This is a genomic window from Streptomyces sp. cg40 (genome assembly GCF_050320165.1).
In the GTDB taxonomy this organism is placed as follows: Bacteria; Actinomycetota; Actinomycetes; order Streptomycetales; family Streptomycetaceae; genus Streptomyces; species Streptomyces hokutonensis.
The window spans coordinates 4,446,710-4,471,392 of the sequence record NZ_CP190128.1 but is presented as its reverse complement, the minus strand read 5'-3'; the positions used below and the strand labels follow the sequence as shown (position 1 = coordinate 4,471,392).

General features: G+C 72.6%; 27 protein-coding genes. 17 read left to right on the top strand and 10 right to left on the bottom strand.

Going from position 1 to position 24,683, the window contains the following annotated elements; all coding sequences use genetic code 11:
• Positions 1-109: 109 nt before the first annotated feature.
• Positions 110-2,083, top strand: a complete 1,974-nt coding sequence (locus ACQHII_RS19680) for an aromatic amino acid ammonia-lyase (RefSeq protein WP_427920526.1) — start codon at positions 110-112, stop codon at positions 2,081-2,083.
• Positions 2,080-2,988, top strand: coding sequence for a MurR/RpiR family transcriptional regulator (locus ACQHII_RS19675; protein ID WP_427920525.1), 909 nt, complete (start codon positions 2,080-2,082; stop codon positions 2,986-2,988). Before ACQHII_RS19680 ends, ACQHII_RS19675 begins: the two co-directional genes overlap by 4 nt.
• A gap of 81 nt (positions 2,989-3,069) precedes the next feature.
• Here the strand turns inward: ACQHII_RS19675 and ACQHII_RS19670 are convergent, their stop codons facing one another.
• Both ACQHII_RS19670 and ACQHII_RS19665 read right to left on the bottom strand, forming a co-directional pair.
• On the bottom strand, positions 3,070-3,717 hold the full coding sequence (locus ACQHII_RS19670; RefSeq protein WP_427920524.1) for a TMEM175 family protein: 648 nt from the start codon (positions 3,715-3,717) through the stop codon (positions 3,070-3,072).
• A complete protein-coding gene (locus tag ACQHII_RS19665; RefSeq protein ID WP_427920523.1) occupies positions 3,714-4,277 on the bottom strand; it encodes a hypothetical protein in 564 nt (187 codons plus the stop codon). The genes ACQHII_RS19670 and ACQHII_RS19665 overlap by 4 nt, the downstream gene beginning before the upstream one ends.
• A 147-nt stretch (positions 4,278-4,424) precedes the next feature.
• Here ACQHII_RS19665 and ACQHII_RS19660 point away from each other — a divergent pair, with 147 nt between their 5' ends.
• Entirely contained in the window at positions 4,425-4,958 is a 534-nt protein-coding gene (locus ACQHII_RS19660) for a PadR family transcriptional regulator (protein WP_359603406.1), read from the top strand.
• Between the two features lie 85 nt (positions 4,959-5,043).
• Positions 5,044-5,637, top strand: coding sequence for a hypothetical protein (locus ACQHII_RS19655; protein ID WP_427920522.1), 594 nt, complete (start codon positions 5,044-5,046; stop codon positions 5,635-5,637).
• A gap of 8 nt (positions 5,638-5,645) precedes the next feature.
• On the opposite strand, the gene ACQHII_RS19650 is transcribed toward ACQHII_RS19655, so the two are convergent.
• The 5 genes from ACQHII_RS19650 to ACQHII_RS19630 form a co-directional block, all read right to left on the bottom strand.
• The gene (locus tag ACQHII_RS19650; protein WP_403641370.1) at positions 5,646-6,020 is read right to left on the bottom strand and encodes a hypothetical protein; all 375 of its coding nucleotides are present in this window, start codon (positions 6,018-6,020) and stop codon (positions 5,646-5,648) included.
• A 23-nt stretch (positions 6,021-6,043) separates the two neighbouring features.
• Positions 6,044-6,565, bottom strand: a complete 522-nt coding sequence (locus ACQHII_RS19645) for a roadblock/LC7 domain-containing protein (protein WP_427920521.1) — start codon at positions 6,563-6,565, stop codon at positions 6,044-6,046.
• Between the two features lie 34 nt (positions 6,566-6,599).
• Positions 6,600-7,421, bottom strand: coding sequence for a transcriptional regulator (locus tag ACQHII_RS19640; protein ID WP_427920520.1), 822 nt, complete (start codon positions 7,419-7,421; stop codon positions 6,600-6,602).
• The gene (locus ACQHII_RS19635) at positions 7,418-7,816 is read right to left on the bottom strand and encodes a hypothetical protein (protein WP_362974760.1); all 399 of its coding nucleotides are present in this window, start codon (positions 7,814-7,816) and stop codon (positions 7,418-7,420) included. The genes ACQHII_RS19640 and ACQHII_RS19635 overlap by 4 nt, the downstream gene beginning before the upstream one ends.
• Before the next feature lie 182 nt (positions 7,817-7,998).
• The gene (locus ACQHII_RS19630) at positions 7,999-9,378 is read right to left on the bottom strand and encodes a diaminopimelate decarboxylase (RefSeq protein ID WP_427920519.1); all 1,380 of its coding nucleotides are present in this window, start codon (positions 9,376-9,378) and stop codon (positions 7,999-8,001) included.
• 164 nt (positions 9,379-9,542) lie between these two features.
• Here ACQHII_RS19630 and hutU point away from each other — a divergent pair, with 164 nt between their 5' ends.
• The 4 genes from hutU to hutI are packed head-to-tail and all read left to right on the top strand — an operon-like array spanning position 9,543 to position 15,065.
• Positions 9,543-11,207: a urocanate hydratase gene (gene hutU, locus ACQHII_RS19625; protein WP_427920518.1), complete on the top strand. Its 1,665-nt coding sequence runs from the start codon at positions 9,543-9,545 to the stop codon at positions 11,205-11,207.
• A gap of 56 nt (positions 11,208-11,263) precedes the next feature.
• Positions 11,264-12,499: an allantoate amidohydrolase gene (locus ACQHII_RS19620; RefSeq protein ID WP_427920517.1), complete on the top strand. Its 1,236-nt coding sequence runs from the start codon at positions 11,264-11,266 to the stop codon at positions 12,497-12,499.
• The gene (locus tag ACQHII_RS19615) at positions 12,496-13,854 is read left to right on the top strand and encodes a formimidoylglutamate deiminase (protein ID WP_427920516.1); all 1,359 of its coding nucleotides are present in this window, start codon (positions 12,496-12,498) and stop codon (positions 13,852-13,854) included. Before ACQHII_RS19620 ends, ACQHII_RS19615 begins: the two co-directional genes overlap by 4 nt.
• Before the next feature lie 35 nt (positions 13,855-13,889).
• Entirely contained in the window at positions 13,890-15,065 is a 1,176-nt protein-coding gene (gene hutI / locus ACQHII_RS19610; RefSeq protein ID WP_427920515.1) for an imidazolonepropionase, read from the top strand.
• Here hutI and ACQHII_RS19605 read toward each other — a convergent pair.
• The gene (locus ACQHII_RS19605; RefSeq protein ID WP_427920514.1) at positions 15,028-15,261 is read right to left on the bottom strand and encodes a hypothetical protein; all 234 of its coding nucleotides are present in this window, start codon (positions 15,259-15,261) and stop codon (positions 15,028-15,030) included. The two genes, hutI and ACQHII_RS19605, sit on opposite strands and share 38 nt — an antisense overlap.
• A gap of 216 nt (positions 15,262-15,477) precedes the next feature.
• Here ACQHII_RS19605 and ACQHII_RS19600 point away from each other — a divergent pair, with 216 nt between their 5' ends.
• A complete protein-coding gene (locus tag ACQHII_RS19600) occupies positions 15,478-15,891 on the top strand; it encodes a hypothetical protein (RefSeq protein ID WP_427920513.1) in 414 nt (137 codons plus the stop codon).
• A gap of 41 nt (positions 15,892-15,932) precedes the next feature.
• On the opposite strand, the gene ACQHII_RS19595 is transcribed toward ACQHII_RS19600, so the two are convergent.
• Positions 15,933-16,976: a hypothetical protein gene (locus tag ACQHII_RS19595; RefSeq protein WP_427920512.1), complete on the bottom strand. Its 1,044-nt coding sequence runs from the start codon at positions 16,974-16,976 to the stop codon at positions 15,933-15,935.
• 149 nt (positions 16,977-17,125) lie between these two features.
• Here ACQHII_RS19595 and ACQHII_RS19590 point away from each other — a divergent pair, with 149 nt between their 5' ends.
• The 7 genes from ACQHII_RS19590 (at position 17,126) to ACQHII_RS19560 (ending at position 23,330) form a co-directional block, all read left to right on the top strand.
• Positions 17,126-17,497 carry a holo-ACP synthase gene (locus ACQHII_RS19590; RefSeq protein ID WP_427920511.1) on the top strand — a complete coding sequence of 124 codons (372 nt, stop codon included), beginning with the start codon at positions 17,126-17,128 and terminating at the stop codon, positions 17,495-17,497.
• A 58-nt stretch (positions 17,498-17,555) separates the two neighbouring features.
• Positions 17,556-18,992, top strand: a complete 1,437-nt coding sequence (locus ACQHII_RS19585) for an NAD(P)H-hydrate dehydratase (protein ID WP_427920510.1) — start codon at positions 17,556-17,558, stop codon at positions 18,990-18,992.
• A 96-nt stretch (positions 18,993-19,088) separates the two neighbouring features.
• Positions 19,089-19,985 (top strand): L,D-transpeptidase family protein, encoded by an 897-nt coding sequence (locus ACQHII_RS19580; RefSeq protein WP_427920509.1) that lies wholly within the window; start codon positions 19,089-19,091, stop codon positions 19,983-19,985.
• 46 nt (positions 19,986-20,031) lie between these two features.
• Complete coding sequence (alr, locus tag ACQHII_RS19575) at positions 20,032-21,297, top strand: alanine racemase (protein ID WP_427920508.1); 1,266 nt, start codon at positions 20,032-20,034, stop codon at positions 21,295-21,297.
• Positions 21,294-22,532: an alpha/beta fold hydrolase gene (locus ACQHII_RS19570; protein WP_427920507.1), complete on the top strand. Its 1,239-nt coding sequence runs from the start codon at positions 21,294-21,296 to the stop codon at positions 22,530-22,532. Before alr ends, ACQHII_RS19570 begins: the two co-directional genes overlap by 4 nt.
• Complete coding sequence (gene tsaE, locus ACQHII_RS19565; protein WP_427920506.1) at positions 22,498-23,019, top strand: tRNA (adenosine(37)-N6)-threonylcarbamoyltransferase complex ATPase subunit type 1 TsaE; 522 nt, start codon at positions 22,498-22,500, stop codon at positions 23,017-23,019. Before ACQHII_RS19570 ends, tsaE begins: the two co-directional genes overlap by 35 nt.
• 140 nt (positions 23,020-23,159) lie before the next feature.
• The gene (locus ACQHII_RS19560) at positions 23,160-23,330 is read left to right on the top strand and encodes a hypothetical protein (protein WP_427920505.1); all 171 of its coding nucleotides are present in this window, start codon (positions 23,160-23,162) and stop codon (positions 23,328-23,330) included.
• Here ACQHII_RS19560 and ACQHII_RS19555 read toward each other — a convergent pair.
• Positions 23,327-23,884 carry a hypothetical protein gene (locus ACQHII_RS19555; RefSeq protein WP_427920504.1) on the bottom strand — a complete coding sequence of 186 codons (558 nt, stop codon included), beginning with the start codon at positions 23,882-23,884 and terminating at the stop codon, positions 23,327-23,329. The genes ACQHII_RS19560 and ACQHII_RS19555 overlap by 4 nt on opposite strands.
• A 121-nt stretch (positions 23,885-24,005) precedes the next feature.
• Here ACQHII_RS19555 and tsaB point away from each other — a divergent pair, with 121 nt between their 5' ends.
• Complete coding sequence (gene tsaB / locus ACQHII_RS19550) at positions 24,006-24,659, top strand: tRNA (adenosine(37)-N6)-threonylcarbamoyltransferase complex dimerization subunit type 1 TsaB (protein ID WP_427920503.1); 654 nt, start codon at positions 24,006-24,008, stop codon at positions 24,657-24,659.
• Positions 24,660-24,683 lie beyond the last annotated feature (24 nt).

Here is a 24,683-nt window from a genome sequence, read left to right as displayed (position 1 = left end):
CAGAGTTCTCGGTGTCTGAATAGTTTGTCAATGTCTCCGCGTTAATCCGAGGTAACGGATGCTCGGCAGGCAAGATCGAGTGTCCTTATTGAGGGGAGTTTGAGGCTATATGTCGTCTCAGATCGCGGACGCCGCCGATGCGATGGTGTCCGGGAGCTCCGACCTCGTCGTCCTCGACGGGGTCGGCTTCGGGGTCGCCGATGTCGTCCGGCTCGCCGACGGGGACGCCCGGCCGGTCCCTGGCACCGACGCGATGAAGCGCGCGACCGAGTCCTGGGACGCGGCCCGCCAGATCGCCGCGACCGGCCGCGTCTACGGCCGTTCCACCGGCGTCGGCGCCAACCGGAACGAGGACGTGCCCACGGAGGCGGCGGCCGAGCACGGCCTCCGGCTCCTCCGCAGCCACGCCGGCGCGATCGGCGACGAACTCCCGGCCCGGGAGGTGCGGGCGATGCTCGCCGTCCGTGCGAACCAGCTGCTGGCCGGGGGCGCGGGACTGCGGCCTACGGTCGTCACGGCGCTGTGCGAGGCGCTGGAGAGCGGGGTCCATCCGGTCGTCAACGAGTTCGGCTCGGTGGGGACGGGGGACATCGCGGCGCTGGCGCAGGTGGGGTTGGCGTTGGTGGGGGAGCGGCCGTGGCGGACGGCGGGGGACTCCGGTGCGGTCGGCGGAGGCGGGGACGCCGGGGTGGCTTTGGGCGGGGCGGCTGCGGAAGGCTCTGGTGGGCTCGGCACGGCGGCTTCCGGTGGAGCGGGCGCGGTGGTCTCGGGTGGGGTCGGTGCGGTGGCCTCCGGCGGCCTGGGCGCGGAGGGGTCCGGCGGGCCGGGCGCTGAGGTCTCCGGGGGGCGGAGTGCGGGGATTTCCGGTGGGCGTGGCGGGGAGGGGCCCGGCGGGCGGGGCGCGGAGACCTTGGTCGGGAGTGGCGCCGGGGCTTTTGTCGGCCGTGCTGCGGAGGACGTCGAGGGCGTTGGTGACGGCGACGCGGAGGGCTTTGGTCGCGGAGGCGGCGAGGGTGCCCGCGGTCGCGGTGCGGCGGCCTCCGGCGCCCGTGCACGCGTCGGTGTCACCGAGCCGCAGTCCTTCGGCGGCCACGGCACCCGCACCGGCGTTCCCGAGCCCCAACCCCTCGACAACAACGACGCGTTGGCGCTCATCAGCAGCAACGCGCTCACCCTCGGGCAGTCCGCGCTTGCGTTGCACGAGTTGCGGGGGCTGATCGGGGCGACGCAGGTCGTGGGGGCGTTGTCGCTGCTTGCCGTGGACGGGTCGCACGAGCCGTTCGCGGCGCCCGTGCACGCGGCCCGGCCGCACCGGGGGTCGACCGAAGTGGCCCGCCGGATGCGGGAGTTGATCGGTGCCGCCGACCGGCCCACCCCTCCGCTCGGGCGGATCCAGGACCCGTACGGCTTCCGGTGTCTGCCGCAGATCCACGGGCCCGCGCACGACGCGGCGGACGCGCTGGAGGAGGTGCTCGCGATCGAGATCAACGCCGCCGCCGAGAACCCCTTCATCTCCGCCGAGGACATGACCGCCTACCACCACGGCGGCTTCTACCAGGCCCAACTCGCCCTCGCCCTGGACCACTTCAGGCTCGCCGTCACCCAGGTGGCCCGGCTGTCGACGTCCCGGCTCTCCTCCCTCAACGAGCCCGCGTTCACCCGCCTCAAGCCTTTCCTCGCCGACAGCGAACCCGCCTCCTCCGGCGTGATGATCCTGGAGTACGCCGCCGCTGCCGCCCTCGGCGACCTGCGCGCGTTCTCGGCTCCCGCCTCGCTCGGGCACGCTGTACTCTCCCGGGGCGTCGAGGAACAGGCCAGCTTCGCCTCGCTGGCCGCCCGTCAGACACTGCGCGCCTGCCGCGCGTACCGTCTCGTGGTCGGCTGCGAACTCGTCGCCGCCGTACGGGCGTTGCGCCAGCGCGACCTGCGGCCCGACCCGGAACTCCCGGTCGGCCGCGCGCTGGAGCTCGCCGAGGCGGTGCTCGACGACGACCCGGCGGACCGGCCGCTCACGGACGACGTGACGGCGGCGGCCGGACTGCTGGACCGGTTCACCGAGATCTGGAGGGGGAGCACGTCATGACCGTGGATGGGAGCCTGGAAGAGACGGTGGACGCAAGCCTGGAGGGGACCTTGGACAGCAGTACGGGTGCGACCGACAGCCCGGCCGCACGACTTCAGACGCTCTTCGAGGGGCACCGGCTCACGCCGACCCAGCGGCGCATCGCGCACAGCATGGTGCGCCGCGCCGCCGAGGTGCCGTTCCTGTCCAGTGTGGAACTCGCCGAGCTCGCCGGGGTCAGCCAGCCCTCCGTGACCCGCTTCGCGGTCGCCCTCGGCTTCGACGGCTACCCCGCGCTGCGCAAACACCTCCGCGAGGTCGCGCCCGCCGAGTCGGCCCCGGACACCGCGTCGTACAACGAGTACCAGCAGGCCGTAGAGGCCGAGATCGAGAACCTCAAGCACCTCGCCGAGATACTGGCCGACCCCCGCCCGGTCGCCAAGGCGGGCCGGCTGCTCGCCAACTCCCGCCCGCTGCCCGTCCTCGGCCTGCGCGCGGCGGCCTCCCAGGCGTACGGCTTCGCGTACTTCGCCGCCAAGGTCCATCCGGACGTACGGCTGCTCAACGAGGGCGGCACGATGATCCACGACCGGATCGACGCGGCCGTGCGGGCCGGGGCCACCGCCCTGCTGTGCTTCGCGCTGCCCCGGCATCCTCGCGAGGTCGTGGACACGCTGGCGTACGCGCGGGAGGCGGGCCTGACCGTCGTCACCGTCGCGGACTCGGCGTTCGCGCCGGTCGCCAAGGTGTCCGACCTGCTGATCCCGGCCGCCGTCGGCACCGGCCTCGCCTTCGACACGGCGTGCGCGCCGATGCTGCTGGGCCGGGTGCTCCTGGAGGCGATGTGCGACGACCTGCCGGACGCGCAGGCCCGGCTGGAGGAGTTCGACGCGCGGGCGGCGGCGCGGGGGCTGTTCGTGGAGTGACGGGGCGTCAAGTGCCGTGTGTGCGTGGGTGTTTCGGCGTTGGGGCCGCCCGGGTCGTGGTTGCCGGGCGGCCTCTTCCCGTCAGGTGACGCGGCGCAGGATCTTCTGCGTCAGCGGCAGCAGGGCCCAGCACAGGGACGCCCAGTGCGTGACCAGGGCGACGGGGATCGAGACGGCGAAGGTCACGATCGTCGCGTCCGCCCAGGCCAGGGTCTCCGCGATCACCGAACGCGGGGCGTCCGGGCGCAGCAGCCCGGACCTGCGCAGATCCGCGACGGTCAGCCTGAAGGACAGGCTGGTCAGGGCCTGGCCGGCCGCGTACACGATGAACTGGGTCCGGAACGCGTCCGCCTCGCTGGTCAGCAGTTTCGTGGTGAACGGCGTGACGACGATCAGCAGCAGCCACAGCAGGTTCCAGCGGATCGCCCCGCCGGACAGACCGCTCACGTACCGGAAGACGCGCTGGTGCAGCATCCACTGCATGGCGATGGCCGCGAAGCTGACGAGGAACGCGAAGTACTCCGTCAGGTGCTCGCGCAGGAAGTGCCGCACACCCGCGTCGCCGTGCGCCTCCGCGCCGGGGACCGGCAGTTCGAGGGCCAGCAGGGTGATGGCGATGGCCACCACCGCGTCCGAGAAGTAGATCAGCCGCTCCGGACTCGCGGGTTCGATCCGCTCGGCGGGTTCTGTCGACTCCGCCGGTTCGGCCGTCGCGTCGTGGGTGCTCATGCGATCGCCTGTCCGGTCGCGGCGGCGGCCTTGGCCTTGGCTCGGGCGGCGTAACGGCCGGAGAGAGCGAACGGGACGACGAACGCCAGGACCTGGACGGTGACCAGCGGGGCGGTCGAGGAGTGGTCGTAGCCGACCACCAAGGCGCAGGCGAGCGCGCCGAGGGTGAACGCGGCTGCCCATATCGACGTCAGGACCATGTTGACCCGGATGAACCGGGGCGCGTGCCAGAACTCCCGCGGCACCTCGGCCCGGGCGAAGGCCAGGGTGAACGGGCGGCGCACGGCGAGCGAGGCCAGGGCGGTGGCCGCCAGGGTGGCGTTCGCCAGCGCGCAGATCCAGTTCCGCAGGCCCGACGACGGGTCTCCCAGCGCGACGGAGGCCATGACCACGAAGAAGGCGCAGGTGGCGGCGCCCAGCAGGTCGACGCTCCGGGCGCGGAGCTGCCCGGCGAGTAACCAGAGCGCGGCCAGTGCGGCGGCGCCCGTGCCCAGTCGCCAGTCGACCGGGCTCAGGGCCGCGTAACACAGCCAGGGTGCGAAACCGCGGACGTAGTTCACCGGTGTCTTCCTCCACGAATCCAAGAATCCAAGAGCTCGGCGGCAGGAGCCCATCGGGATTCCAATATTGGACGGTAGGATTATGACCGTCCAACTCTCGACCGTCCAGTCAAGATACGTGAAATAGCGGAAAGGTAGGGTGAGTTCATGAGCCTGCCCCACGCCCTCCTCGGGCTCCTCTCCGAACAGCCCGCCAGCGGCTACGACTTGCTCAAGCGGTTCGACGAGGGGCTGTCGGCCGTGTGGCCCGCGCAGAAGAGCCAGGTCTACAGCGAACTGGCCAAGCTCGACGAGAACGGGCTGATCGAGATCACCGGCACCGGCGCCCGCCAACGGCGGGAGTACGGCATCACCGACGCGGGCCGCGCCGAACTGCGCCGCTGGCTCACCGAACCCGACCTCGACCTCGCGTTCCGCAGCGCCGCGCTCCTCCGGGTCTTCTTCCTGTGGACCCTCAACAGCGGTGAGGGCGCGGCCTACTTGGAGAAGTTCGCCGACCACAACCACGCGCGGCTCACCGCGCTGCAGGCCATCCACGACAACGCGAAGTGGGTGGGCGACCCGGTCCAGGTCTGCGGCTGGCTCATGCTCGAATACGGGCTGCGGGGCTCCGAGACCGCCGAGCAGTGGGCCCGCTGGGCCGCCGGCGAGCTCACCGAGCGCCTGGACACGCCGTCCTGAAAAGTCCGTTCTCAGACTCGTCTCACGTTCGCTCACTAGTCTCGCGGCCCGACGGAACTGTGCCGAGGCGACCAGGAGGCAGGACGTGGCACGCGGAGATCGCAGAGTCCAGGGGCTGGCCCGAGTGGCCGTCGTCGTACGGGCCGGAGCCGCCCCGCTGTGGTGGTTCGGGGTGCTGGCGGCGGGTGTCGGAGTGCTGCCGTCGGGCATCACCGGGCGCCGGATCGGCGTGCTGGCCGGGGCCGCCCTCTTCATCGTCACGGCGGCCGTCGTGGCGTACACGCGCCGCAGGCGCTACACCGCCCTCGCCCGTGGCGCCGCCAGGGCCGGCAAGCACGACGTGCTCCAGGACCGCGCGGTGTCCGTACGCAACTGGCGCCGCGCGCACCGCTGGTGGATCGTGCTCGCCTTCGCGCTCGCGCTGGGCAGCGCCTTCGCGGTGCCGGCGGCGGGCGGCATGCTGCTGGCCGGGGCCGGCACGGGACTGCGGCTGAAGGCCGCCTGGCTGGGACGCCGGGAACGGGCCGAGGACGTCCTGCTGTGGATCCGCGTGGACTGGCTGGACGGGCGGGGCGGCGCCCCCGCCGGGAAATCCGTCAAGGGCTACCGCTCCACCGGCATCGCCGCGGGCGACGCCACCCCGGGCGGGGCGCGCCGCCGCGGCGACGTGTACGCGTAGCCGGGGCCTTACACCTCCAGATCGGCTTCGATCCGCTTCAGCTGGTGGCGGGCCATCGCCAGGTTGCTGCGGCCCGCGTCCAGCACCAGGTAGAGGAACAGCCCGTTGCCGCCTCGGCCCTTGATCAGCCGGATCAGGTGGTACTGGCTCGACAGGGTGATCAGGATGTCCTCGATCTCACCCTTCAGGCCGAGGTGCTCCATGGTGCGCATCTTGGCGCGCACCACGTCGGTGTTGCCGGCGGCGGCGACGCCGAGGTCGAAGGTCTTGCTGCCGCCCATCGTGCCGAGCGCCATACCGCTGGTGTAGTCGACGAGCGCGACTCCGGTCGCGCCCTCGATGGAGGTCAGCGCCTCTTTGAGCGAGGTTTCGGTGTTGGCCATGACAGTGCTCCCTTTGGGTCCGTTCAACTTTCCGTGGTGGTGCGCGCGTTGGTCGTTGCGGTGGTGCGTGGTGCGCGCGCTGTTCTCGGTCGTGCGGTGGTGGCTTTCGCGGGCGCCTTGGCGGGCGCCGCCTCGGCCCGCTCCTCGGCCTCGGCGGCCTCGGCCGTCGCCGCCGCCTCGGCGTCGACCAGTTCCCCGATCCGGGCCCCTGTGCGGCGGCCCTCCAGCAGCAGTCGGCCGAGGTTCACGCGGTCCTGGGCGAGCACGGTCAGCACGGCGCCCCGGCCCGCCGCATAGGTCGCGACATAGCCGTAGACCCCGCGCACCAGCAGCTCGCGGAAGTCGCCCTGCCCGGTCGCGTCCGCCATCCGCATGGCCACGCCCAGCGCCGTCACGGTGAGCGCCGCGACCCGCTCCGGCTCGATGCCAGGGGTGTCCTGCGCCAGTACGAGACCGTCGACGCCCGCCGCGAGCGCCCCCGTCAGCTGCGGCACCCGGGCTCTCAACCGCCGCAGCTCGTCCAGGACTTCGGCCTCGGAGGCCATCGGCTCTCTCCTCTCGGCGCGTGCTCGCTGCCACTCAAAGGGCCTCCAGCGCATCCCTGAGCCTCTTCAGCAATGTGATGTCGGGGTCGGTGACGTCGGGCGGGGGCAGGACGGCGGGCGGGGCGGGCGGCCGGGGCGAGACGAGCCCCGCCGACACCAGCCGCCGGACGTCCAGCAGCGTGGGGTAGGCCCGCCGGCCCAGCAGCCGCGCGATCTCCGGCGCCGTCCGTACCCCGTCCACCCGCGCCAGTACGGCGGCCTGCCGGGCGGTGATCGGCGGGGGCGCGACGGGGTCGGCCCGCACCAGCGGCGCGCCGTCCGTCGACGCGTCCGGCCAGACGCGGTGCAGCAGTTCGCGGCGGCGCAGCGTCTCGCGCTCCAGTGCGGCCACCGGAACCGGCCGCACGGAGCCCAGTGGATGGGTGACCCCGTACCGGAAACGCCCCGGGGTGCTGCTCGGCGCGAGCACGAAGTACGCCGCGTCGTACAGCGCCCCCAGCTGGCACAACTCCAGCGCGCCCGGGCCGATCAGCCCGCCGTCGAGCAGCAGCCGGGTGGTGGCTTGCCGGTCGTCGGTCGCGTTGGCCGCGGCCTCCCAGGCCTCGGGGCGCAGGGTGCCGTGGGCGGTGAGGAGCAGGTCGAGACCGGGGGCGGACGGACTCTCGGCGTGCACCACATGGCCCGCGACGAGATGCAGACTGCCGCGCTCGCGGACGAGGACACCGGTTGCCTTCTCCTCCGCGAGCCTGGTCAGCATCGGCGACACCCCGCCCCAGGCCCGGTCGACGGCGGCGGACTTGTCCCGCACCGGCAGCCGGGGCGGCGGGGTGGTCGGCGTGGTCCTGAGCGCGGTCATCCCAGCACCAGCCGCCCCGCCATCTCGCCGAGCCGGATCCGGGCCAGCGCGAGATTGCCCTCCGCGCGGGCCAGCCACAGATGCAGGAACACACTGCTGTCGAACGACGTCCGCACGAACCGCAGCACGTGATAGCTGTCCCGGTTGCTGACGATCAGATCCTCCAGCGGAGGATCGTCGGCCTCCTCCCCGTCCTCCGCGTCGGACGCGAACGCCCGGTGCTCGGCCGCCAGCCGCGCCAGCTCCGCGGCCTCGGCCGCACTGGCCTCCTGGTCACCGCCGGGCGACTCTCCCACGACGCCCAGGGCCAGCCCGCTGGTCCAGTCGACCAGCGCGGCGCCCCGGGCACCGGGCAGTCGCATGGCCTCCAGTAAGCACTCGTCGATTCCGGGCACCGTGGCTCCCCTCCCGCCTGCGGTTCGGCTGAGTGACGACGAAGCTACGCACCGTGTGGCCGAGGGGTGAGGGATCTGGCATTTTCCAGTGGGACATGCCTGGAGTGACTAAGGTGGGTCAACTGACCCCGTTTTCTCACCAGTTGCGTGAGCCAGTTGAACCGTGCGCCCACCGGCGTGCGTCAACGGCGCCCGGATTCGCGCAGGGTGGTGAGCGCGGCGGCGTGCGCCCCTCCGGATTCGGCCACGATCTCCGCCGTCGTCTGCGGCCTCCGCACCGTCGCGAACGCCACACCCCCCGAACCGTCCGGTACGAAGCCGTAAATACCCGGCCTGGCAAGGGAGTTGTAGGCGTAGTGGGCCGCGAAGTAGTACGCCCCGGTGTCCAGCGCCGCCGCGTGGTCACCCTGTTCCAGCAGCGGCAGCGCCTGCCCCTCGGCCAGCAGATCACCCGCGAAGCAGGCCGGACCGGCGACGTCCTGCACCACCGCGGGCCCCGACTTGGGCCGCCCCTTCGCGTCGTAGGCGGCGATCCGCAGCGGCCAGGACTGCGGCGCGTACACCGTCCGCGTCGCCACCTGCACCCCCGCGTGCGTGACCGCGATCGGCCGCCCGCCGGCGCTCTTGGCGTACTCGACCCGGGCCACCACCGTCCCCTGCTTGGCCAGCATCGACCGCCCGAACTCGGTCACCAGCCCGTACCGCCCGTCGAACAGCCCCGGCACCGTCTCCCGCAGCAGCCGCGCGTACCGCGCGTACGTCGGACTCGTGGCGTCCGAGTCGAAGTTGACCCCCAGCCCGCCGCCGATGTCGAGCGTGTCGATCTGCCGCCGCCCGAGCCGCGCGTTGATCTCCTCCGCCAGCGCGTACGTCTCCGCGACGCCCCGCGCCAGCAGCTCCAGCGGGATGCCCTGCGACCCGGTGTGCGCGTGCAGCCGGCTCAGCCACGGCCGCTCGGCGAACGCCCGCACCACCCACTCGCGCGCCCCCTCGTCCCGCAGCGCCACCCCGAACTTCGAGGTCGCCGTCGCCGTGGACAGCGCTGCGATCGACCCGCCGCCGATCTGCGGATTGACCCGGATCCCGAGCGGCGAACGACTGCTCGCCGACCGCATCAACCCATCCACCCGCTCCAACTCCTGCGGATTGTCGACGTTCACCGCGATCCCCAGCGCCAGCGCCTCCCGCAGCTCCGCCGGCGTCTTCGCGGGCGCGTCGAGCACGGTCCGCTCCGGCCGCACGCCCGCCGCCCGCGCGAGGGCCAGCTCGCCGGGGCTCGCCACTTCCGCCCCGATGCCCTCCTCGTGCAGCAGCCGCAGCACCGGCACGAGGGGGCTCGCCTTGACGGCGAACGCGTGCAGCACGGGCGTCCCCGGCGCCGTCACCTCGTCGAACGCCGCCCGCAGCGCCGCCGCCGACTCCCGGATCCCGGTCACGTCGAGCAGCGCGACGATGGGGGAGTCCGGCCCCAGCAGGCCCTGTTCCACGGCCGCCCGCACGGCGTCGTCCCGGCGGGCGGTGCGTCGAGTGCCGTCCGTGTGACCCTGGTCTACGTCGTTCACTGCGTCCCCCGTCGTGTCGTTGCCCGTGGTCGTTACATCCAGCCAAACACGCAGAGCCTGTCCACAGAGACGCCCCGATGTATTGACTAGTTCTATTCACGAAGACAGGATGTGAATAGCTACAGTTAAAAATCCGCTGAACGCAGTCCGCTAGGAGGCAGACCATGTCAGGACCCCGCCCCGTACGAGCACCGCGCGGTACGGAACTGAGCGCCCTGGGATGGCAGCAGGAAGCCGCCCTGCGGATGCTGCAGAACAACCTGGACCCCGAGGTCGCCGAACACCCCGACAAGCTCGTCGTCTACGGCGGCACCGGCAAGGCCGCCCGCGACTGGCGCTCCTTCGACGCCATGGTCCGCACGCTGCGCACCCTCAAGCAGGACGAGACGATGCTCGTCCAGTCCGGCCGCCCGGTCGGCGTCATGCAGACCCACGAGTGGGCGCCGCGCGTCCTCATCGCCAACTCCAACCTGGTCGGCGACTGGGCCAACTGGGAGGAGTTCCGCCGCCTGGAGGCCCTCGGCCTGACCATGTACGGGCAGATGACCGCCGGTTCCTGGATCTACATCGGCACCCAGGGCATCCTCCAGGGCACCTACGAGACCTTCGCCGCCGTCGCCGCGAAGAAGTTCAACGGCACCCTCGCCGGGACGATCACGCTGACGGCCGGCCTCGGTGGCATGGGCGGCGCCCAGCCCCTCGCCGTGACGATGAACGACGGCGTCGCGATCTGCATCGACGTCGACCCGCGCGCCATCGAGCGCCGCATCGAGCACCGGTACCTCGACGTCCGCGCGGACTCCCTCGCGCACGCCCTCCAGCTCGCCGTCGAGGCCCGTGACGCCCGCCGCCCGCTCTCCATCGGCCTCCTCGGCAACGCGGCGGAGCTGCTGCCGCAGATGCTCGCCGAGGGCGCCCCCATCGACATCGTGACGGACCAGACCTCGGCCCACGACCCGCTGGCGTACCTCCCGGTCGGCATCGCCTTCGAGGACATGGCCGACGCCGCCGCGAAGGACCCGGCCGGCTTCACCACCCGTGCCCGTGAGTCCATGGCCAAGCACGTCGAGGCGATGGTCGGCTTCATGGACGCCGGCGCCGAGGTCTTCGACTACGGCAACTCGATCCGCGGCGAGGCCCAACTCGCCGGGTACGAGCGGGCGTTCGCCTTCCCCGGCTTCGTCCCCGCCTACATCCGCCCCCTCTTCTCCGAGGGCAAGGGCCCCTTCCGCTGGGCCGCGCTGTCCGGCGAGGCCTCCGACATCCACAAGACGGACAAGGCGATCCTCGACCTCTTCCCCGAGAACGAGTCCCTCCACCGCTGGATCAAGCTGGCCGGTGAGCGCGTCCACTTCCAGGGCCTGCCCGCCCGCATCTGCTGGCTCGGCTACGGCGAGCGCGACAAGGCCGGCGAGCGCTTCAACGACATGGTGGCGTCCGGCGAGTTGGCCGCCCCGCTGGCCATCGGCCGCGACCACCTCGACTGCGGCTCCGTCGCGTCCCCGTACCGTGAGACCGAGGCCATGCTCGACGGCTCCGACGCGATCGCCGACTGGCCGCTGTTGAACGCGATGGTGAACGTCGCGTCCGGTGCGTCCTGGGTCTCCATCCACCACGGCGGCGGCGTCGGCATGGGCCGCTCCATCCACGCGGGCCAGGTCTCGGTCGCCGACGGCACGAAGCTCGCCGGCGAGAAGATCCGCCGGGTACTGACGAACGACCCGGGCATGGGCGTCATCCGGCACGTCGACGCCGGCTACGACATCGCGGAGCGGGTCGCCGACGAGCGGGGTGTGCGGGTGCCGATGCGCGAGGGTGACGACGCGTGACCCTTCCGGGAGATGAGCGGGGCGGGGACTCTTCGGTGGGGACAGGGGGTCGGGCGTTGGCTGTGCCGACCGGTGATTCCTTCCACTCGATGTGGCGCGACCTGCTCCCCATCGGCCGTCACCCCGACTCCGGCGGCTATCGCCGGTTCGCGTGGACCGGTGCCGACGCCGAATGCAGGGCCTGGTTCAAGGACCAGGCCCTGGCCCGGGGGCTCACCTACGAGCTCGACCGCAACGGCAACCAGTGGGCCTGGCTCGGTGACCCCGCCGCCGGGGACGCCGTCGTCACCGGGTCGCATCTCGACTCGGTGCCGGACGGCGGGGCCTTCGACGGGCCGCTCGGTGTCGTGTCGTCCTTCGCCGCGCTCGACGAACTGCGGGGCAGGGGAGCGGAGTTCACGAAGCCGCTCGCCATCGTCAACTTCGGGGACGAGGAAGGTGCCCGCTTCCGGCTCGCCTGTGTCGGGTCGCGCCTCACCTCCGGCGCGCTGACCGTCGAGCAGGCGCACCGGCTGACCGACGGGGACGGGGTCACGCTGCCGCAGGCCATGGCGGCGGCCGGCTACGACGCCGACGCCATCGGTCCCGACCCCGAACGGCTCGCCCGCATCGGCGCGTTCGTCGAACTCCACGTCGAACAGGGCCGCGCGCTGGACCTGTCCGGCGACCGGGTCGGCATCGCCAGCGCCATCTGGCCCCACGGGCGGTGGCGGTTCGACTTCCGGGGTGAGGCCAACCACGCCGGTACCACCAGGCTGGTGGACCGGCGGGACCCCATGCTGTCGTACGCCGAGACCGTGCTCGCCGCGCGCCGCGAGGCCCAACTCGCCGGTGCCGTCGCCACGTTCGGGAAGATCGCCGTCGAGCCGAACGGCGTCAACGCGATCCCCTCCCTGGTGCGCGGCTGGCTCGACTCCCGCGCCGCCGACCAGGACACCCTGGACACGGTGGTCACCGGCGTCGAGAAGGCGGCCCGCGAGTACGCGGAGGCGCACGGCGTCGACCTCGACGTCGTCCGGGAGTCCTTCACCCCGGTCGTCGAGTTCGACCACGCCCTGCGCGACCAACTCGCCCGCGTGCTGGGCAAGGACACCGACCTCAGGGTCCCCGTCCTGGGCACCGGCGCCGGACACGACGCCGGAATCCTCTCCGGGAGCATCCCGACCGCCATGCTGTTCGTGCGCAACCCCACAGGCGTCTCGCACTCCCCGGCCGAGTTCGCGGCCGAGGACGACTGCGTGGCCGGGGTGACCGCACTCGCCGACGTACTGGAAGGGCTGGCCTGCAGGTGACGCACCCCACCACGCACCCCACCACGCGGACGTACTGGCTGGAACACGCCTGGCTCGACACCAACGTCGAGCCGGGCGTCGCCCTGGAGGTGAGCGGTGGACGGATCGCGGCCGTCCGCACGGGCGTCGAGGGTCCACCACCCGGCGCCGAGATCCTGCGCGGACTCACCCTCCCCGGGCTCGCCAACGCCCACAGCCACGCCTTCCACCGCGCCCTGCGCGCCACCGTCCAGGTCGGCTCCGGCACCTTCTGGACCTGGCGGGAGCTCATGTACTCCTTCGCCGACCAGCTGACCCCGGACACGTACCACGACCTGGCCCGCGCGGTGTACGCCGAGATGGCGCTGGCCGGGATCACGGCGGTCGGCGAGTTCCACTACGTGCACCACGCCCACGGCGGCACCCCGTACGCCGACCCCAACGCCATGGGCGAGGCGCTCGTCGCCGCCGCCTCCGAAGCCGGTATCCGCATCACCCTCCTCGACACCGCCTACTTCTCCTCCGGCTTCGGACAGCCCCCCAACCACCACCAGCTCCGCTTCTCCGACGGAAGCGCGGACGCCTGGGCGGAACGCTGTTCACTTCTCAAGGAACGGGATCACGCGCGGATCGGTGCCGCCATCCACTCCGTACGGGCCGTGCCCGCGCGGGAGTTGGCGACCGTGGCCCGCTGGGCCGAGGAGCGGCGGGCCCCACTCCATGTGCATCTCTCCGAGCAGACCGCCGAGAACGACGCCTGCCGCGCCGCCCACGACTGCACGCCGACCCGACTCCTCGCCGATCACGGCGTGTTGGGCCCGCGCACCACGGGCGTCCACAACACGCACCTCACGGACGAGGACATCGCGCTGCTCGGCTCGACCGGCACGGGTACGTGCATGTGCCCGACGACCGAACGCGACCTCGCCGACGGCATCGGTCCCGCCGTGGCCCTCCAGCGCGCCGGCTCACCGCTCTCCCTCGGCTCCGACAGCCATGCCGTCATCGACCTGCTCGAAGAGGCCCGAGCGATGGAGCTGAACGAGCGCCTGCGCACCCGCACCCGGGGTCACTGGACGGCCGCGGCCCTGCTCCGCGCGGCCTCCGCCGACGGCCACGCGGCCCTCGGCTGGGACGAGGCGGGCAGCCTCACGGCAGGCGCCCTCGCCGACTTCACCACCATCGCGCTCGACTCGGTCAGGACAGCGGGGCCGGTGCCCAGGCTCGGCGCCGAGACGGCCGTATTCGCGGCGACGGCAGCGGACGTACGGCACACCGTCGTGGGCGGCCGACACGTCGTACGCGACGGAGCGCACGCGCTCGTACCGGATGTGCCGCAGGCCCTCGCGCAGGCCGTCGAAGCCCTGCGCGCATAGACACGAACGCCGAACTCCGCACCCACGAGGACACGATGAGCAGCAGCACCGTCATCACCAACATCGCCACGCTGGTCACCAACGACCCCTCCCTCGGTGACGGATCTCCCCTCGGTCTGATCCAGGACGCGGCCGTCGTCATCGACGGCGACCGCGTCGCGTGGACCGGTGAAACAAGCAAAGCACCCGCCACTGACAATCGGGTCGACGCCGGTGGGAGGGCGGTCCTGCCGGGCTTCGTGGACTCCCACTCGCACCTCGTCTTCGCGGGCGACCGCACGCAGGAGTTCAACGCACGGATGTCCGGGCGGGCGTACAGCGCGGGCGGCATCCGTACGACCGTCGCGGCGACGCGCGCCGCGAGCGACGCGGAACTGGAGTCGAACCTCACCCACTACCTCGACGAGGCCCTCCGCCAGGGCACCACCACCTTCGAGACGAAGTCCGGCTACGGCCTGACGGTCGCCGACGAGGCCCGCGCCCTGCGCATCGCCGCCGCGCACACCGACGAGGTGACGTACCTCGGCGCGCACATCGTCTCCCCGGACTACGCGGACGACCCGGCCGCGTACGTGTCACTCGTCACCGGCGAGATGCTCGACGCCTGTGCCCCGTACGCCCGTTGGATCGACGTCTTCTGCGAGAAGGGTGCCTTCGACGGCGACCAGGCGCGCGCGATCCTGAGCGCCGGGAAGGCGAAGGGCCTGCACCCCCGCATCCACGCCAACCAGCTCTCCTACGGCCCCGGCGTCCAGCTCGCCGTCGAACTGGACGCGGCGAGCGCGGACCACTGCACGCACCTGACCGACGCGGACGTGGACGCGCTGGCGAGCGGCCGTACCGTCGCGACCCTGCTGCCCGGCGCCGAGTTCTCGACGCGGGCCCAGTGGCCGGACGCGCGCCGGCTCCTGGACGCCGGGGTCACCGTCGCGCTGTCCACCGACTGCAACCCGGGCTCGTCGTTCACCTCCTCCGTGCCGTTCTGCATCGCCCTGGCGGTGCGGGACATGGGGATGACTCCGGACGAGGCGGTGTGGTCGGCCACGGCGGGTGGCGCGGCTGCCCTGCGCCGGGACGACGTGGGCCGGATCGCTCCGGGCGCCCGCGCCGACCTGATCCTGCTGGACGCGCCCAGCCATGTGCATCTGGCCTACCGGCCGGGCGTGCCGCTGGTCAGCGGGGTGTGGCGGCGGGGGACACGGACCGTCTGACGACCGCGGGACTCACCGCTCCGTCGTGGACGACCGGCGGAAGCCGTTCCTCGTCGGCCGGCCGTAGGACGTCGAGCTTCAGTTCGCGCTGCGCCCCGTCGGGCAGTTGGACGGTCGCGTACGGGACGTCGCTACGGCTGTCCACGGCGACGGCGCCCAGGGACATCTGCACGCCCGGGGCGATGTCCAGGAGCATGCTGTCGGTGAGATCTGGCGGCGCGATGGTGGCGACGGCGACGGGGACGGGGACGGAAACCGACAGCCCAGACAGACACCCGACACCGGGGTTGAAAGCGTGCTGAGTCCGTGGTGAAACCGGCCGGGCGCAGGCTCTGCTCCACAAGGAAGGCCCACCGAATCCAGCGAATCCACCGAATCCACCGATTCCGGCGACTCCGAGGAGCACACCACCATGGCCATCGAACTCACCCTCACCGACCAGGACAAGGTCACCCTGCGGACCGCCGCGTACGGCGCCGTCTCGCTGCTGGTCGCCGCCGGTGCCACCGGCTCCCCGCACCGGATCGCCACCCGGGGCAGCATCGCGCTGTCCTCCGCGACCGGTCAGGTCGGCCACGTCCTCGCCGAGAAGTCGAAGATCGAGGGCCTGGACGGCAGGTCCGCGGCCGAACTCGCCGACCGGGTGCTGCCGGCCCTGAAGGCGACCATGGCGCTGCTCCGGCAGCAGAACCCGGCCGAGGCCGACAACTTCCGCGCCACCGTGCTCGTCGCCGTGGAAGAGGCCGTTCGGGGCCTCAAGGGCGGACCCGGGCCCGCCATGAACGAGATGATCCGCAAGATCACCGCGGCCCTCGACGCCGCCTGACCCGTCCGGTCGCCCGTCCGGTCGCCCGCCCGGTCGCTCGGCTAGTCGCTGTTGTCGATGCTCCACGCGCGGAACGCGCCCTTGGTGATGCGCCCCAGAAGGGTGTTGAAGTCGGCCTTGACGGCCTCCGGGGTCTTCTCCGGGGGGAACAGGGGCTTGATGGGCTGCCGTTCCTCCGAGAGGTCGTCGGAGAGGCGGGACTTGTAGGCGTTGTACACGGCCGCGATGTCCTGGCGGATCGCCGGTCCCTCACTGTTGCCCAGGACCGGCATTCCGCGCAGGCGGTTGTCGTTCGTCGCGGCGATCGAGGCCACGTCCATGAGGAAGCAGTCGATGAGGTCGGTGACGTCCTGTTCCCGGGCGCCCGGCTCCTCGTTGCGGGCGTCCCGCAGCAGCAGGTCCGCCATCTCCAGGGTGAGGTCGCGGTAGATCGTGTACCGCGGGCTCCTGGGGATGACGCCGAGCACATGGTCGGCCTGCTTGGCGGCGTCGGTGTTCATCGACGCGAACCCGTCGGGATGCTGCCTGTCCTCAAGACCGGGCACCGGGAAGGGCACGCCCCGGAAGGCCTCCTCCTCGTCGCGCATGGTGGGGGCGGCGGCCGCCATCGGATGGATGCCGAACTCGTGGCAGAGCATGCCCACGATGTAGCCGATGTCGTAGTTCTCCAGGTAGTACGCGGCCATCGTCACGAAGACGCCGTCGGCCCCCTTGTCGACGACGTCCGCCGGGGCCTGCGACGTCCGCTTCTCCAGCGTGATCCGGCAGGTCCGGCCGTCGAGGAAGGACCTGATCGCCGTGTTGGCGGACAGGAGTTCCAGCACCCGGGTGGCCTTGCCCTGCGATTCCGGGAACTTGAGGGACACGTTGGTGAACGCGATGTTCCCGCTGGACAGCTTGCTCCGCTGGACCACCGGCGCCCCCTGCCCGCCGAGCATCCGTACGACGTTCGCGTTGCCCGCGCTCGACTGGAGCGACAGCAACTCGTGCGCGGGCCGGGCGGCGGTGTCTGCTGCGGGTCCGCTCAACGGGGCGCGCCGGGCTACGGCGTCTTCCCGCGCGCGGGCTTCGTCTCGGGCGTGCACGTCCTCACCTCTGGCCTGGAGTCGCGATCTTCGTTGTCTACACGTCGGCCGGACGCCCCGACGAGGTACTACGGGGCAACGAATCCGCGCCCGACAACCGCTCCACCTGCCCACAAGGGCAGGGCCTCCGCCACCGTAGGGTGCTCGGCATGAGCATCATCGGGGTTGGTATCGACGTGGCCGAGATCGACCGGTTCGCGGCGTCGCTGGCGCGTACGCCCGGGATGGCCCGACGGCTCTTCCTGGACAGCGAGTTGCTTCTGCCGAGCGGGGAGCGCCGGGGGACCGCCTCCCTCGCCGCCCGCTTCGCCGCCAAGGAGGCCCTGGCGAAGGCGCTGGGCGCGCCGGCCGGGCTGCTCTGGACGGACGCCGAGGTCTACGTCGAGGACAGCGGGCGGCCCCGGCTGCGGGTGACGGGCACGGTCGCCGCGCGGGCGGCCGAACTGGGCGTCCGCTCCTGGCACGTGTCGTTGAGCCACGACGCGGGGGTGGCCTCGGCGGTGGTGATCGCGGAGGGGTGACGGGGAGCCCGGCCCGCCCGGGTGCGTTCCGTGCCCCTCCCGGGGCAGACTCGACCGCATGCGTACTGCGTACAGCGTGGAGACGGTAAGGGCGGCCGAACGGCGGCTGATGGCACGGCTTCCCGAGGGCGCGCTGATGCAGCGCGCGGCGGCCGGACTGGCCGTCGCCTGCGCCCAGTTGACGGGCCGGGTCTACGGCAGCCGGGTCGCGCTGCTGGTCGGCAGCGGGGACAACGGCGGCGACGCGCTCTACGCCGGGGCGCGGCTGGCCCGGCGCGGGGCGGCCGTCACGGCGGTGCTGCTCGCGCCCGACCGCACCCACGCGCGCGGGCTCACGGCGCTGCTCCGCGCGGGTGGTCGTACCGTGTCGCCGGACGCCGCTGAGGAACCGGTCCTGCGCGCCGATCTCGTGCTCGACGGGATCGTCGGGATCGGTGGCCGGGGCGGGCTGCGGCCGGACGCCGCGCGGCTCGCGGCCCTCGCCGGGGACTCCCGGGGTGTCGTCGTCGCCGTGGACCTCCCGAGCGGTGTCGAGGCGGACACGGGCGAGGTGCGGGGCGCCGCGGTCCGGGCCGACCTCACCGTCACCTTCGGCACCCACAAGCCGGGGCTGCTGATCGACCCCGCGCGCGAGTACGCCGGTTCCGTACGGTTCGTCGACATCGGCCTCGGTGCCGAACTGCCGGTCGAGCCCGAGCTGGAGGCCCTCCAGCACGCGGACGTGGCCGCCCTGCTGCCCGTGCCGGACGCCGAGAGCGACAAGTACCGGCGCGGAGTCGTGGGCATCGCCGCCGGTTCCGGGCGCTACCCGGGCGCGGCCGTCCTCGCCGTCGCCGGGGCGCTGCGGGGCGGGGCGGGGGCCGTACGGTACGTCGGTCCGGCCGCGGACGCGGTGATCGCGCGGTTCCCGGAGGCCCTGGTGTCGGACCGGGGGCCGGCCAAGGCGGGGCGCGTGCAGGCGTGGGTCGTGGGGCCGGGGGCGGGCGACGACGCGGCGACCGTGGCGGAGGTGGTGACGGCCGACGTGCCGGTGCTCATCGACGCGGACGGACTGCGGCTGGCGGATCCGGACGCCGTACGGGCGCGTACGGCGCCGACGCTGATGACCCCCCACGCGGGGGAGGCCGCCGCGCTGCTGGGGGTCCCGCGCGCGGAGGTCGAGGCCGCCCGGCTCACGTCGGTGCGGGAGTTGGCGCGGCGGTACGGGGCGACCGTGCTCCTCAAGGGCTCGACGACGCTGGTCGCCGACTCCGGGGGCGGTGCGGTGCGGGTCAATCCGACGGGCACCGGCTGGCTGGCCACGGCGGGCAGCGGGGACGTGCTGTCGGGGCTCGCGGGCTCGTTGCTGGCGGCGGGGCTGCCGGCGTTCGACGCGGGCAGCGTGGGGGCGTATCTGCACGGGCTGGCGGGGCGGCTGGCGGCGGACGGGGCGCCGGTCGGGGCGCACGACGTGGCGGAGGCGGTGCGGACGGCGTGGCGGGACGTGCGGGACTGACGCGTTCCCGCACCTGCGGCACCCCCGCTCGTCAATAAGGGTGACCCCTCCGCGCGGCACCCGCTCCCCGCCGGGGTGCCGCGTTTCTCTGATCGCATGATCAGTACACGAATCGCGCACAGAGGCATCGCGGTGCTGCTCACCGCGGTGATCGCCCTCCCCGTCGGCATCGGGACCGCCTGGGCCGACGGGCCGGCACCGGCACCCGGGCCCGGCGAGACCGAGCTCGTGCCGGGCGTGCCCCCGGGGCCGTATCAGCCCTGGCAGATCGACACGCCCGACCAGGCCCTCGTACCCAAGGTGTACACGCCGACCGCAGAGGAGGACCGGGTCGAGCCGCGGGACGCGGCGGCGGGGACGTACGCGCTCGTCGAGTACGTGCCGATCGGGGACGCCGTGGCGAAGGTCTCGTGCAGCAAGCAGACCGGGCCCTACCAGCGGGGCGTGGAGCGGTGGTTGAAGCTCGAGGTGGACGGCCGGCAGTCGGCTGCCGACTGCAAGGCGATCAAGGCCTTCCAGAAGAAGCAGGGCATCAAGCCCGCGATCGGCTTCGCCGGACCCGTGACCTGGGCGCGCATGCAGCTCCTCGCCGCCAAGAAGAACCCGAACGCGGCCCGGAAGTGCCCCGTCCGCTCCTACCGCGTCGCCTGTGTCGATCTCGACCGCCAGCTCACCTGGGTGCAGAAGGGCAAGAAGGTCGTCTTCGGACCGGTCCCGATGCGCAGCGGACGCACCGGGCACGTCACCCGGGGCGGCTGGCACAAGATCTACTGGAAGCACAAGAACCACTGGTCGACGCTCTACAACAGCCCCATGCCGTATGCCCAGTTCTTCGACGGAGGCATCGCCTTCCACGCCGTCTACGGCAGCATCTACACCACCACCGGCTCCTGGGGCTGCGTCAACCTCCGGCTGGCCGACGCCCGCAGGCTGTGGGGTGTGCTCAAGAAGGGCGACCGCGTCTACGTCTGGGGCCACCGGCCCGGAAACTAGGCGGGCCCGCGGGCATGTCAGTGCCCTCTGAGAGACTGGGGGCGTCATGAACGAGACAGCACCTGCGCCGACCGCGCCCCTGCGCGCCCGCGCCGAGATCGACCTCGGTGCCCTGCGGGCCAATGTGCGGACCCTGCGCGCCCTCGCGCCGGGCGCCGCCGTCATGGCCGTCGTCAAGTCCGAGGCGTACGGCCACGGCGCCGTGCCCTGCGCCCGCGCGGCCGTCGAGGCGGGCGCGACCTGGCTCGGTACGGCCACCCCCGAGGAGGCCCTCGACCTGCGCGCCCGCGCCGGACTGCCGGCCGGGGTGCGGATCATGTGCTGGCTCTGGACACCCGGCGGACCGTGGCGCGAAGCCATCGAGGCCGACCTCGACATGTCGCTCAGCGACATGTGGGCCCTGCGGGAGGTCGTCGCGGCCGCCCGCGAAACCGGTCGCCCCGCGCGCGTGCAGCTCAAGGCCGACACCGGCCTCGGGCGCAACGGCTGCCAGCCCGGCGCCGACTGGACCGAACTCGTCGGCGAGGCACTCCGCGCGGAGGCCGAGGGACTGCTCCGCATCACCGGCCTCTGGTCGCACTTCGCCTGCGCCGACGAACCCGGACACCCCTCCGTGGACGCCCAACTCGCCCTCTTCCGCGAGATGGTCGCCCACGCGGAGAACCAGGGCGTACGGCCCGAGGTCCGCCACATCGCCAACTCGCCCGCCACCCTCACCCGCCCCGACTCCCACTTCGACCTCGTCCGCACCGGCATCGCCATCTACGGCGTCTCGCCCATCCCCGAGCAGGGCTCCTCGGCCGACTTCGGACTGCGTCCGGTGATGACCCTCAAGGCGTCCGTCGCCCTGGTGAAGCAGGTACCGGGCGGGCACGGCGTCAGCTACGGCCACCACTACATCACTCCGGGCACGACCACCCTCGGCCTCATCCCCGTCGGCTACGCGGACGGCATCCCCCGGCACGCCTCCGGCACCGGCCCGGTGCTGGTCGGCGGCAAGTGGCGCACGGTCGCGGGCCGGGTCGCCATGGACCAGTTCGTCGTGGACCTCGGAGGGGACGAGCCGGAGCCCGGGGCGGAGGCCGTCCTCTTCGGCCCCGGCGACCGCGGCGAGCCCACCGCCGAGGACTGGGCACAGGCCGCCGGAACCATCGCCTACGAGATCGTCACCCGCATCGGAACGCGCGTTCCCCGCGTCTACGTCAATGAAGGCGTCCTCGGCGACGAAGACGTCCTCGTGGATGAGGTCCACCCCGGGTATGAGGTGGACGACGCGGCGCAGGGCCGGGACGGGAAGAGGAGCGGCACGTGAGCGAGAGCAGTGCGGAGGCGGTCGCCGAGCTCGCCTCCGCCGCCACGGGGGTGGCCGGCAACTGGCGCAAGGTGACCGGCATCGCGGGCGCCGCGATAGGAGTGATCGCCGCCGGAGCCGCGGCCGGTGTCGCCATAGAGCGGATGACGGTCGGGCGCAGCATGCGCGAGCGGGCGCGGCTCGCACTCGACTCCACGGGACCGTACGGCTCGCTGCGCGGCATCCCCGGCACGGCCCACGCGGACGACGGCACCGAGCTGTACTACGAGGTCGACGACATCGAGCCCGAGGTCGCCGTCACGCCCAAGCGGCGCCGGCTCTTCGGACGCAAGGCACCCGCCCCGGTCACCGTCGTCTTCAGCCACGGCTACTGCCTCAACCAGGACTCCTGGCACTTCCAGCGGGCGGCCCTGCGCGGGGTCGTCCGGACGGTGCACTGGGACCAGCGCAGCCACGGCCGTTCCGCGCGCGGGGTCGCGCAGCTGGAAGACGACATGCCGCTCACCATCGACCAGTTGGGCCGCGACCTGAGGGCCGTGCTCGACGCGGCCGTGCCCGAGGGGCCGATCGTCCTCGTCGGGCACTCCATGGGCGGCATGACGGTGATGGCACTGGCCGACCAGTACCCGGACCTGATCCGCGACCGGGTCGTCGCCACCGCCTTCGTCGGCACGTCCGCCGGGCGGCTCGGCGAGGTCAACTTCGGGCTGCCCGTCGCCGGCGTCAACGCGGTACGGCGGGTGCTGCCCGGCGTACTGAAGGCGCTCGGGCAGCAGGCCGCGCTGGTGGAGCGGGGGCGGCGGGCCACCGCCGATCTGTTCGCCGGGATCATCAAGCGGTACTCGTTCGCGTCCCGGGACGTCGACCCGGCGGTCGCGAGGTTCGCCGAGCGGATGATCGAGGGCACGCCCATCGACGTGGTCGCCGAGTTCTACCCGGCCTTCACCGACCACGACAAGACCGCGGCCCTCAGCCACTTCAAGGACATGCCGGTGCTCGTCCTGGCCGGGATCGGCGATCTCGTCACGCCCAGTGAGCACAGCGAGGCCATCGCCGACCAGCTGCCGGACGCCGAGCTGGTGCTCGTGCCGGACGCCGGGCACCTGGTCATGCTGGAGCACCCGGAGGTCGTCACCGACCGCCTCGCCGACCTGCTCACCCGCGCGGGTGCCGTGCCCGCAGGGGCTACCGTAAGTGGCTATGGAAGCACCAGCAGCACCGCACAACGCGGCTGAGCCCCTGTCCGTCTCGATCACCGTCAACTCCCCCGAGCAGATGGGGGAGTTGGGGCGCCGCCTGGCCAAGCTGCTGCGCGCGGGCGACCTCGTGATGCTCACGGGTGAGCTCGGCGCCGGCAAGACGACGCTGACCCGGGGCCTGGGGGAGGGGCTCGGCGTGCGCGGCGCGGTCACCTCGCCGACGTTCGTCATCGCGCGCGTGCATCCCCCGCTGGGGGAGGGGCCGCCGCTCGTCCACGTCGACGCGTACCGCCTGAGCGGCGGGCTCGACGACATGGAGGACCTCGACCTCGACGTCTCGCTGCCCGAGTCCGTGATCGTCGTGGAGTGGGGCGAGGGCAAGGTCGAGGAGCTGACGGACGACCGGCTGTCCGTCGTCATCCACCGGGCCGTCGGAGACACGACCGACGAGGTACGGCACGTCACCGTCACCGGGCTCGGCGAGCGGTGGGCCGCGGTCGAACTGGGCGTGCTCGGCGCGTGACTCCCTGATGCCCGGGTGGGCAGGTTCCGACAAGGTGTCGGCAAGATGTTGCGTTTCGGGTCTCGCGCGTGGTCACATGGTATCCAGTTAGTAGTTAGGTCTACCTAACTACGTCCGCCCCCAGGTCCCAGGAGGCGTCCATGTCGGCTTCGTCGGCTTCAGAGAACCAGGACCGCCCGCAGCCGCGTGTGTTCGCCGGAGTGTCCATGCGGGAGTTGCTGGCGGCGGGTGAGGCGGCGAAGGCGGTCTCGACCCCACCGCGTGCGCCGGAGCCGGTGGAGGCGCCGGTGACACAGCGCAAGGCCGCTTAGCGGATCACCACCACCGACTGCCCGATCGTCGCGAACTCCCACATCGCCGTGCTGTCCTCGACCGACTCGCGGATGCCGCCGGTCTTCACCGTGGAGTCGGGCTGCTGGGTCGCGCCGTCGACCGCCGCGCTGAAGCCGATCGCGAGCCCGTCCGTGCTGGCGAAGCGGACGACGTGCTGGATGGGGGTGCCGTCGGTGCCGGTAACCGCGTTCGAGCGGGACGTGACCCAGTAGGAGCCCAGGGTCGGATCCACCGTCCCGGGGGTGACCTTGAACGTGCGGTTGACCTTGTTGCTCTCGGCGACCAGCCACACCCGGTCGTCGTCCAGCGAGTACACGACCCGCTCGCCCTTGCCGGAGCCCGCGGGCAGGGCGGCGGGGTTCTTCTTGTCGCGGGGCGCCTTCGAGGTGGTCACCGCCGGCGGGGCGCTCGCACGGGCTGTACTGCCCAGCCCGGCCGGGACGCTCGCCGAGGCCTGATAGGCGAGGAAACCGACCGTGGCGAGCGCCGCCACGGTGAGCCCGGCCACGATTCCCGAGCTGCTGCCGGTCATCGGCGCCCACCTCCGCGTCTTGAATGTCCTGTAAGTCTGGTGACCGTAGGTGACGGTAGCAGCCGGAACCGGGCCCACCGGGGCGGCCGTGCTCACGGCGCCGGAGCCGTAGGCTGTTTGCGTGCTCTTGCTCGCTCTGGATACCGCCACCCCCGCAGTCACCGTCGCCCTGCACGACGGCGAGGCCGTCGTCGCCTCGTCGAGTCAGGTGGACGCGCGCCGCCACGGTGAGCTGCTGCTCCCGGCCGTCGACCGCGTGCTCGCCGACGCGGGGCTCAGGCTCGACGCCGTCACGGGAATCGTCGTGGGCATCGGCCCCGGCCCCTACACCGGGCTGCGCGTCGGGCTGATGACCGCCGACACGTTCGGGCTCGCGCTCGGCGTGCCCGTGCACGGTGTGTGCACGCTGGACGGCCTCGCCCACGCCGCCGATCTCGACGGCCCCTTCGTCGTGGCCACCGACGCGCGCCGCAAGGAGGTCTACTGGGCCCGCTACGCCGACTCGCGTACGAGGGTGACCGACCCGGCCGTGGACCGGCCCGCCGACATCGCCGACCAGGTCGCTGGACTGCCCGCCGTCGGCGCGGGCGCCCTGCTCTACCCGGACACCTTCCCGTCCGCCCACGAGCCCGAGCACGTGTCCGCCGCCGCACTCGCCTCGCTGGCCGCCGAGCGGCTGGCGGCGGGCGTCGAACTCCCCGCGCCCCGGCCGCTCTACCTGCGCCGCCCCGACGCCCAGGTCCCCAAGAACTACAAGGTGGTCACCCCCAAGTGACCGAATCCACGAGTCCTCGGCTGC

Bases quoted from the DNA above. Each gene is read 5' to 3' on its own strand.
- ACQHII_RS19680 (WP_427920526.1), top strand. From the start codon at position 110: ATGTCGTCTCAGATCGCGGACGCCGCCGATGCGATGGTGTCCGGGAGC.
- ACQHII_RS19675 (WP_427920525.1), top strand. From the start codon at position 2,080: ATGACCGTGGATGGGAGCCTGGAAGAGACGGTGGACGCAAGCCTGGAG.
- ACQHII_RS19670 (WP_427920524.1), bottom strand. From the start codon at position 3,717: ATGAGCACCCACGACGCGACGGCCGAACCGGCGGAGTCGACAGAACCC.
- ACQHII_RS19660 (WP_359603406.1), top strand. From the start codon at position 4,425: ATGAGCCTGCCCCACGCCCTCCTCGGGCTCCTCTCCGAACAGCCCGCC.
- ACQHII_RS19650 (WP_403641370.1), bottom strand. From the start codon at position 6,020: ATGGCCAACACCGAAACCTCGCTCAAAGAGGCGCTGACCTCCATCGAG.
- ACQHII_RS19645 (WP_427920521.1), bottom strand. From the start codon at position 6,565: ATGGCCTCCGAGGCCGAAGTCCTGGACGAGCTGCGGCGGTTGAGAGCC.
- ACQHII_RS19640 (WP_427920520.1), bottom strand. From the start codon at position 7,421: ATGACCGCGCTCAGGACCACGCCGACCACCCCGCCGCCCCGGCTGCCG.
- hutU (WP_427920518.1), top strand. From the start codon at position 9,543: ATGTCAGGACCCCGCCCCGTACGAGCACCGCGCGGTACGGAACTGAGC.
- hutI (WP_427920515.1), top strand. From the start codon at position 13,890: ATGAGCAGCAGCACCGTCATCACCAACATCGCCACGCTGGTCACCAAC.
- ACQHII_RS19605 (WP_427920514.1), bottom strand. From the start codon at position 15,261: ATGCTCCTGGACATCGCCCCGGGCGTGCAGATGTCCCTGGGCGCCGTC.
- ACQHII_RS19600 (WP_427920513.1), top strand. From the start codon at position 15,478: ATGGCCATCGAACTCACCCTCACCGACCAGGACAAGGTCACCCTGCGG.
- ACQHII_RS19590 (WP_427920511.1), top strand. From the start codon at position 17,126: ATGAGCATCATCGGGGTTGGTATCGACGTGGCCGAGATCGACCGGTTC.
- ACQHII_RS19585 (WP_427920510.1), top strand. From the start codon at position 17,556: ATGCGTACTGCGTACAGCGTGGAGACGGTAAGGGCGGCCGAACGGCGG.
- ACQHII_RS19580 (WP_427920509.1), top strand. From the start codon at position 19,089: ATGATCAGTACACGAATCGCGCACAGAGGCATCGCGGTGCTGCTCACC.
- alr (WP_427920508.1), top strand. From the start codon at position 20,032: ATGAACGAGACAGCACCTGCGCCGACCGCGCCCCTGCGCGCCCGCGCC.
- tsaE (WP_427920506.1), top strand. From the start codon at position 22,498: ATGGAAGCACCAGCAGCACCGCACAACGCGGCTGAGCCCCTGTCCGTC.
- ACQHII_RS19560 (WP_427920505.1), top strand. From the start codon at position 23,160: ATGTCGGCTTCGTCGGCTTCAGAGAACCAGGACCGCCCGCAGCCGCGT.
- ACQHII_RS19555 (WP_427920504.1), bottom strand. From the start codon at position 23,884: ATGACCGGCAGCAGCTCGGGAATCGTGGCCGGGCTCACCGTGGCGGCG.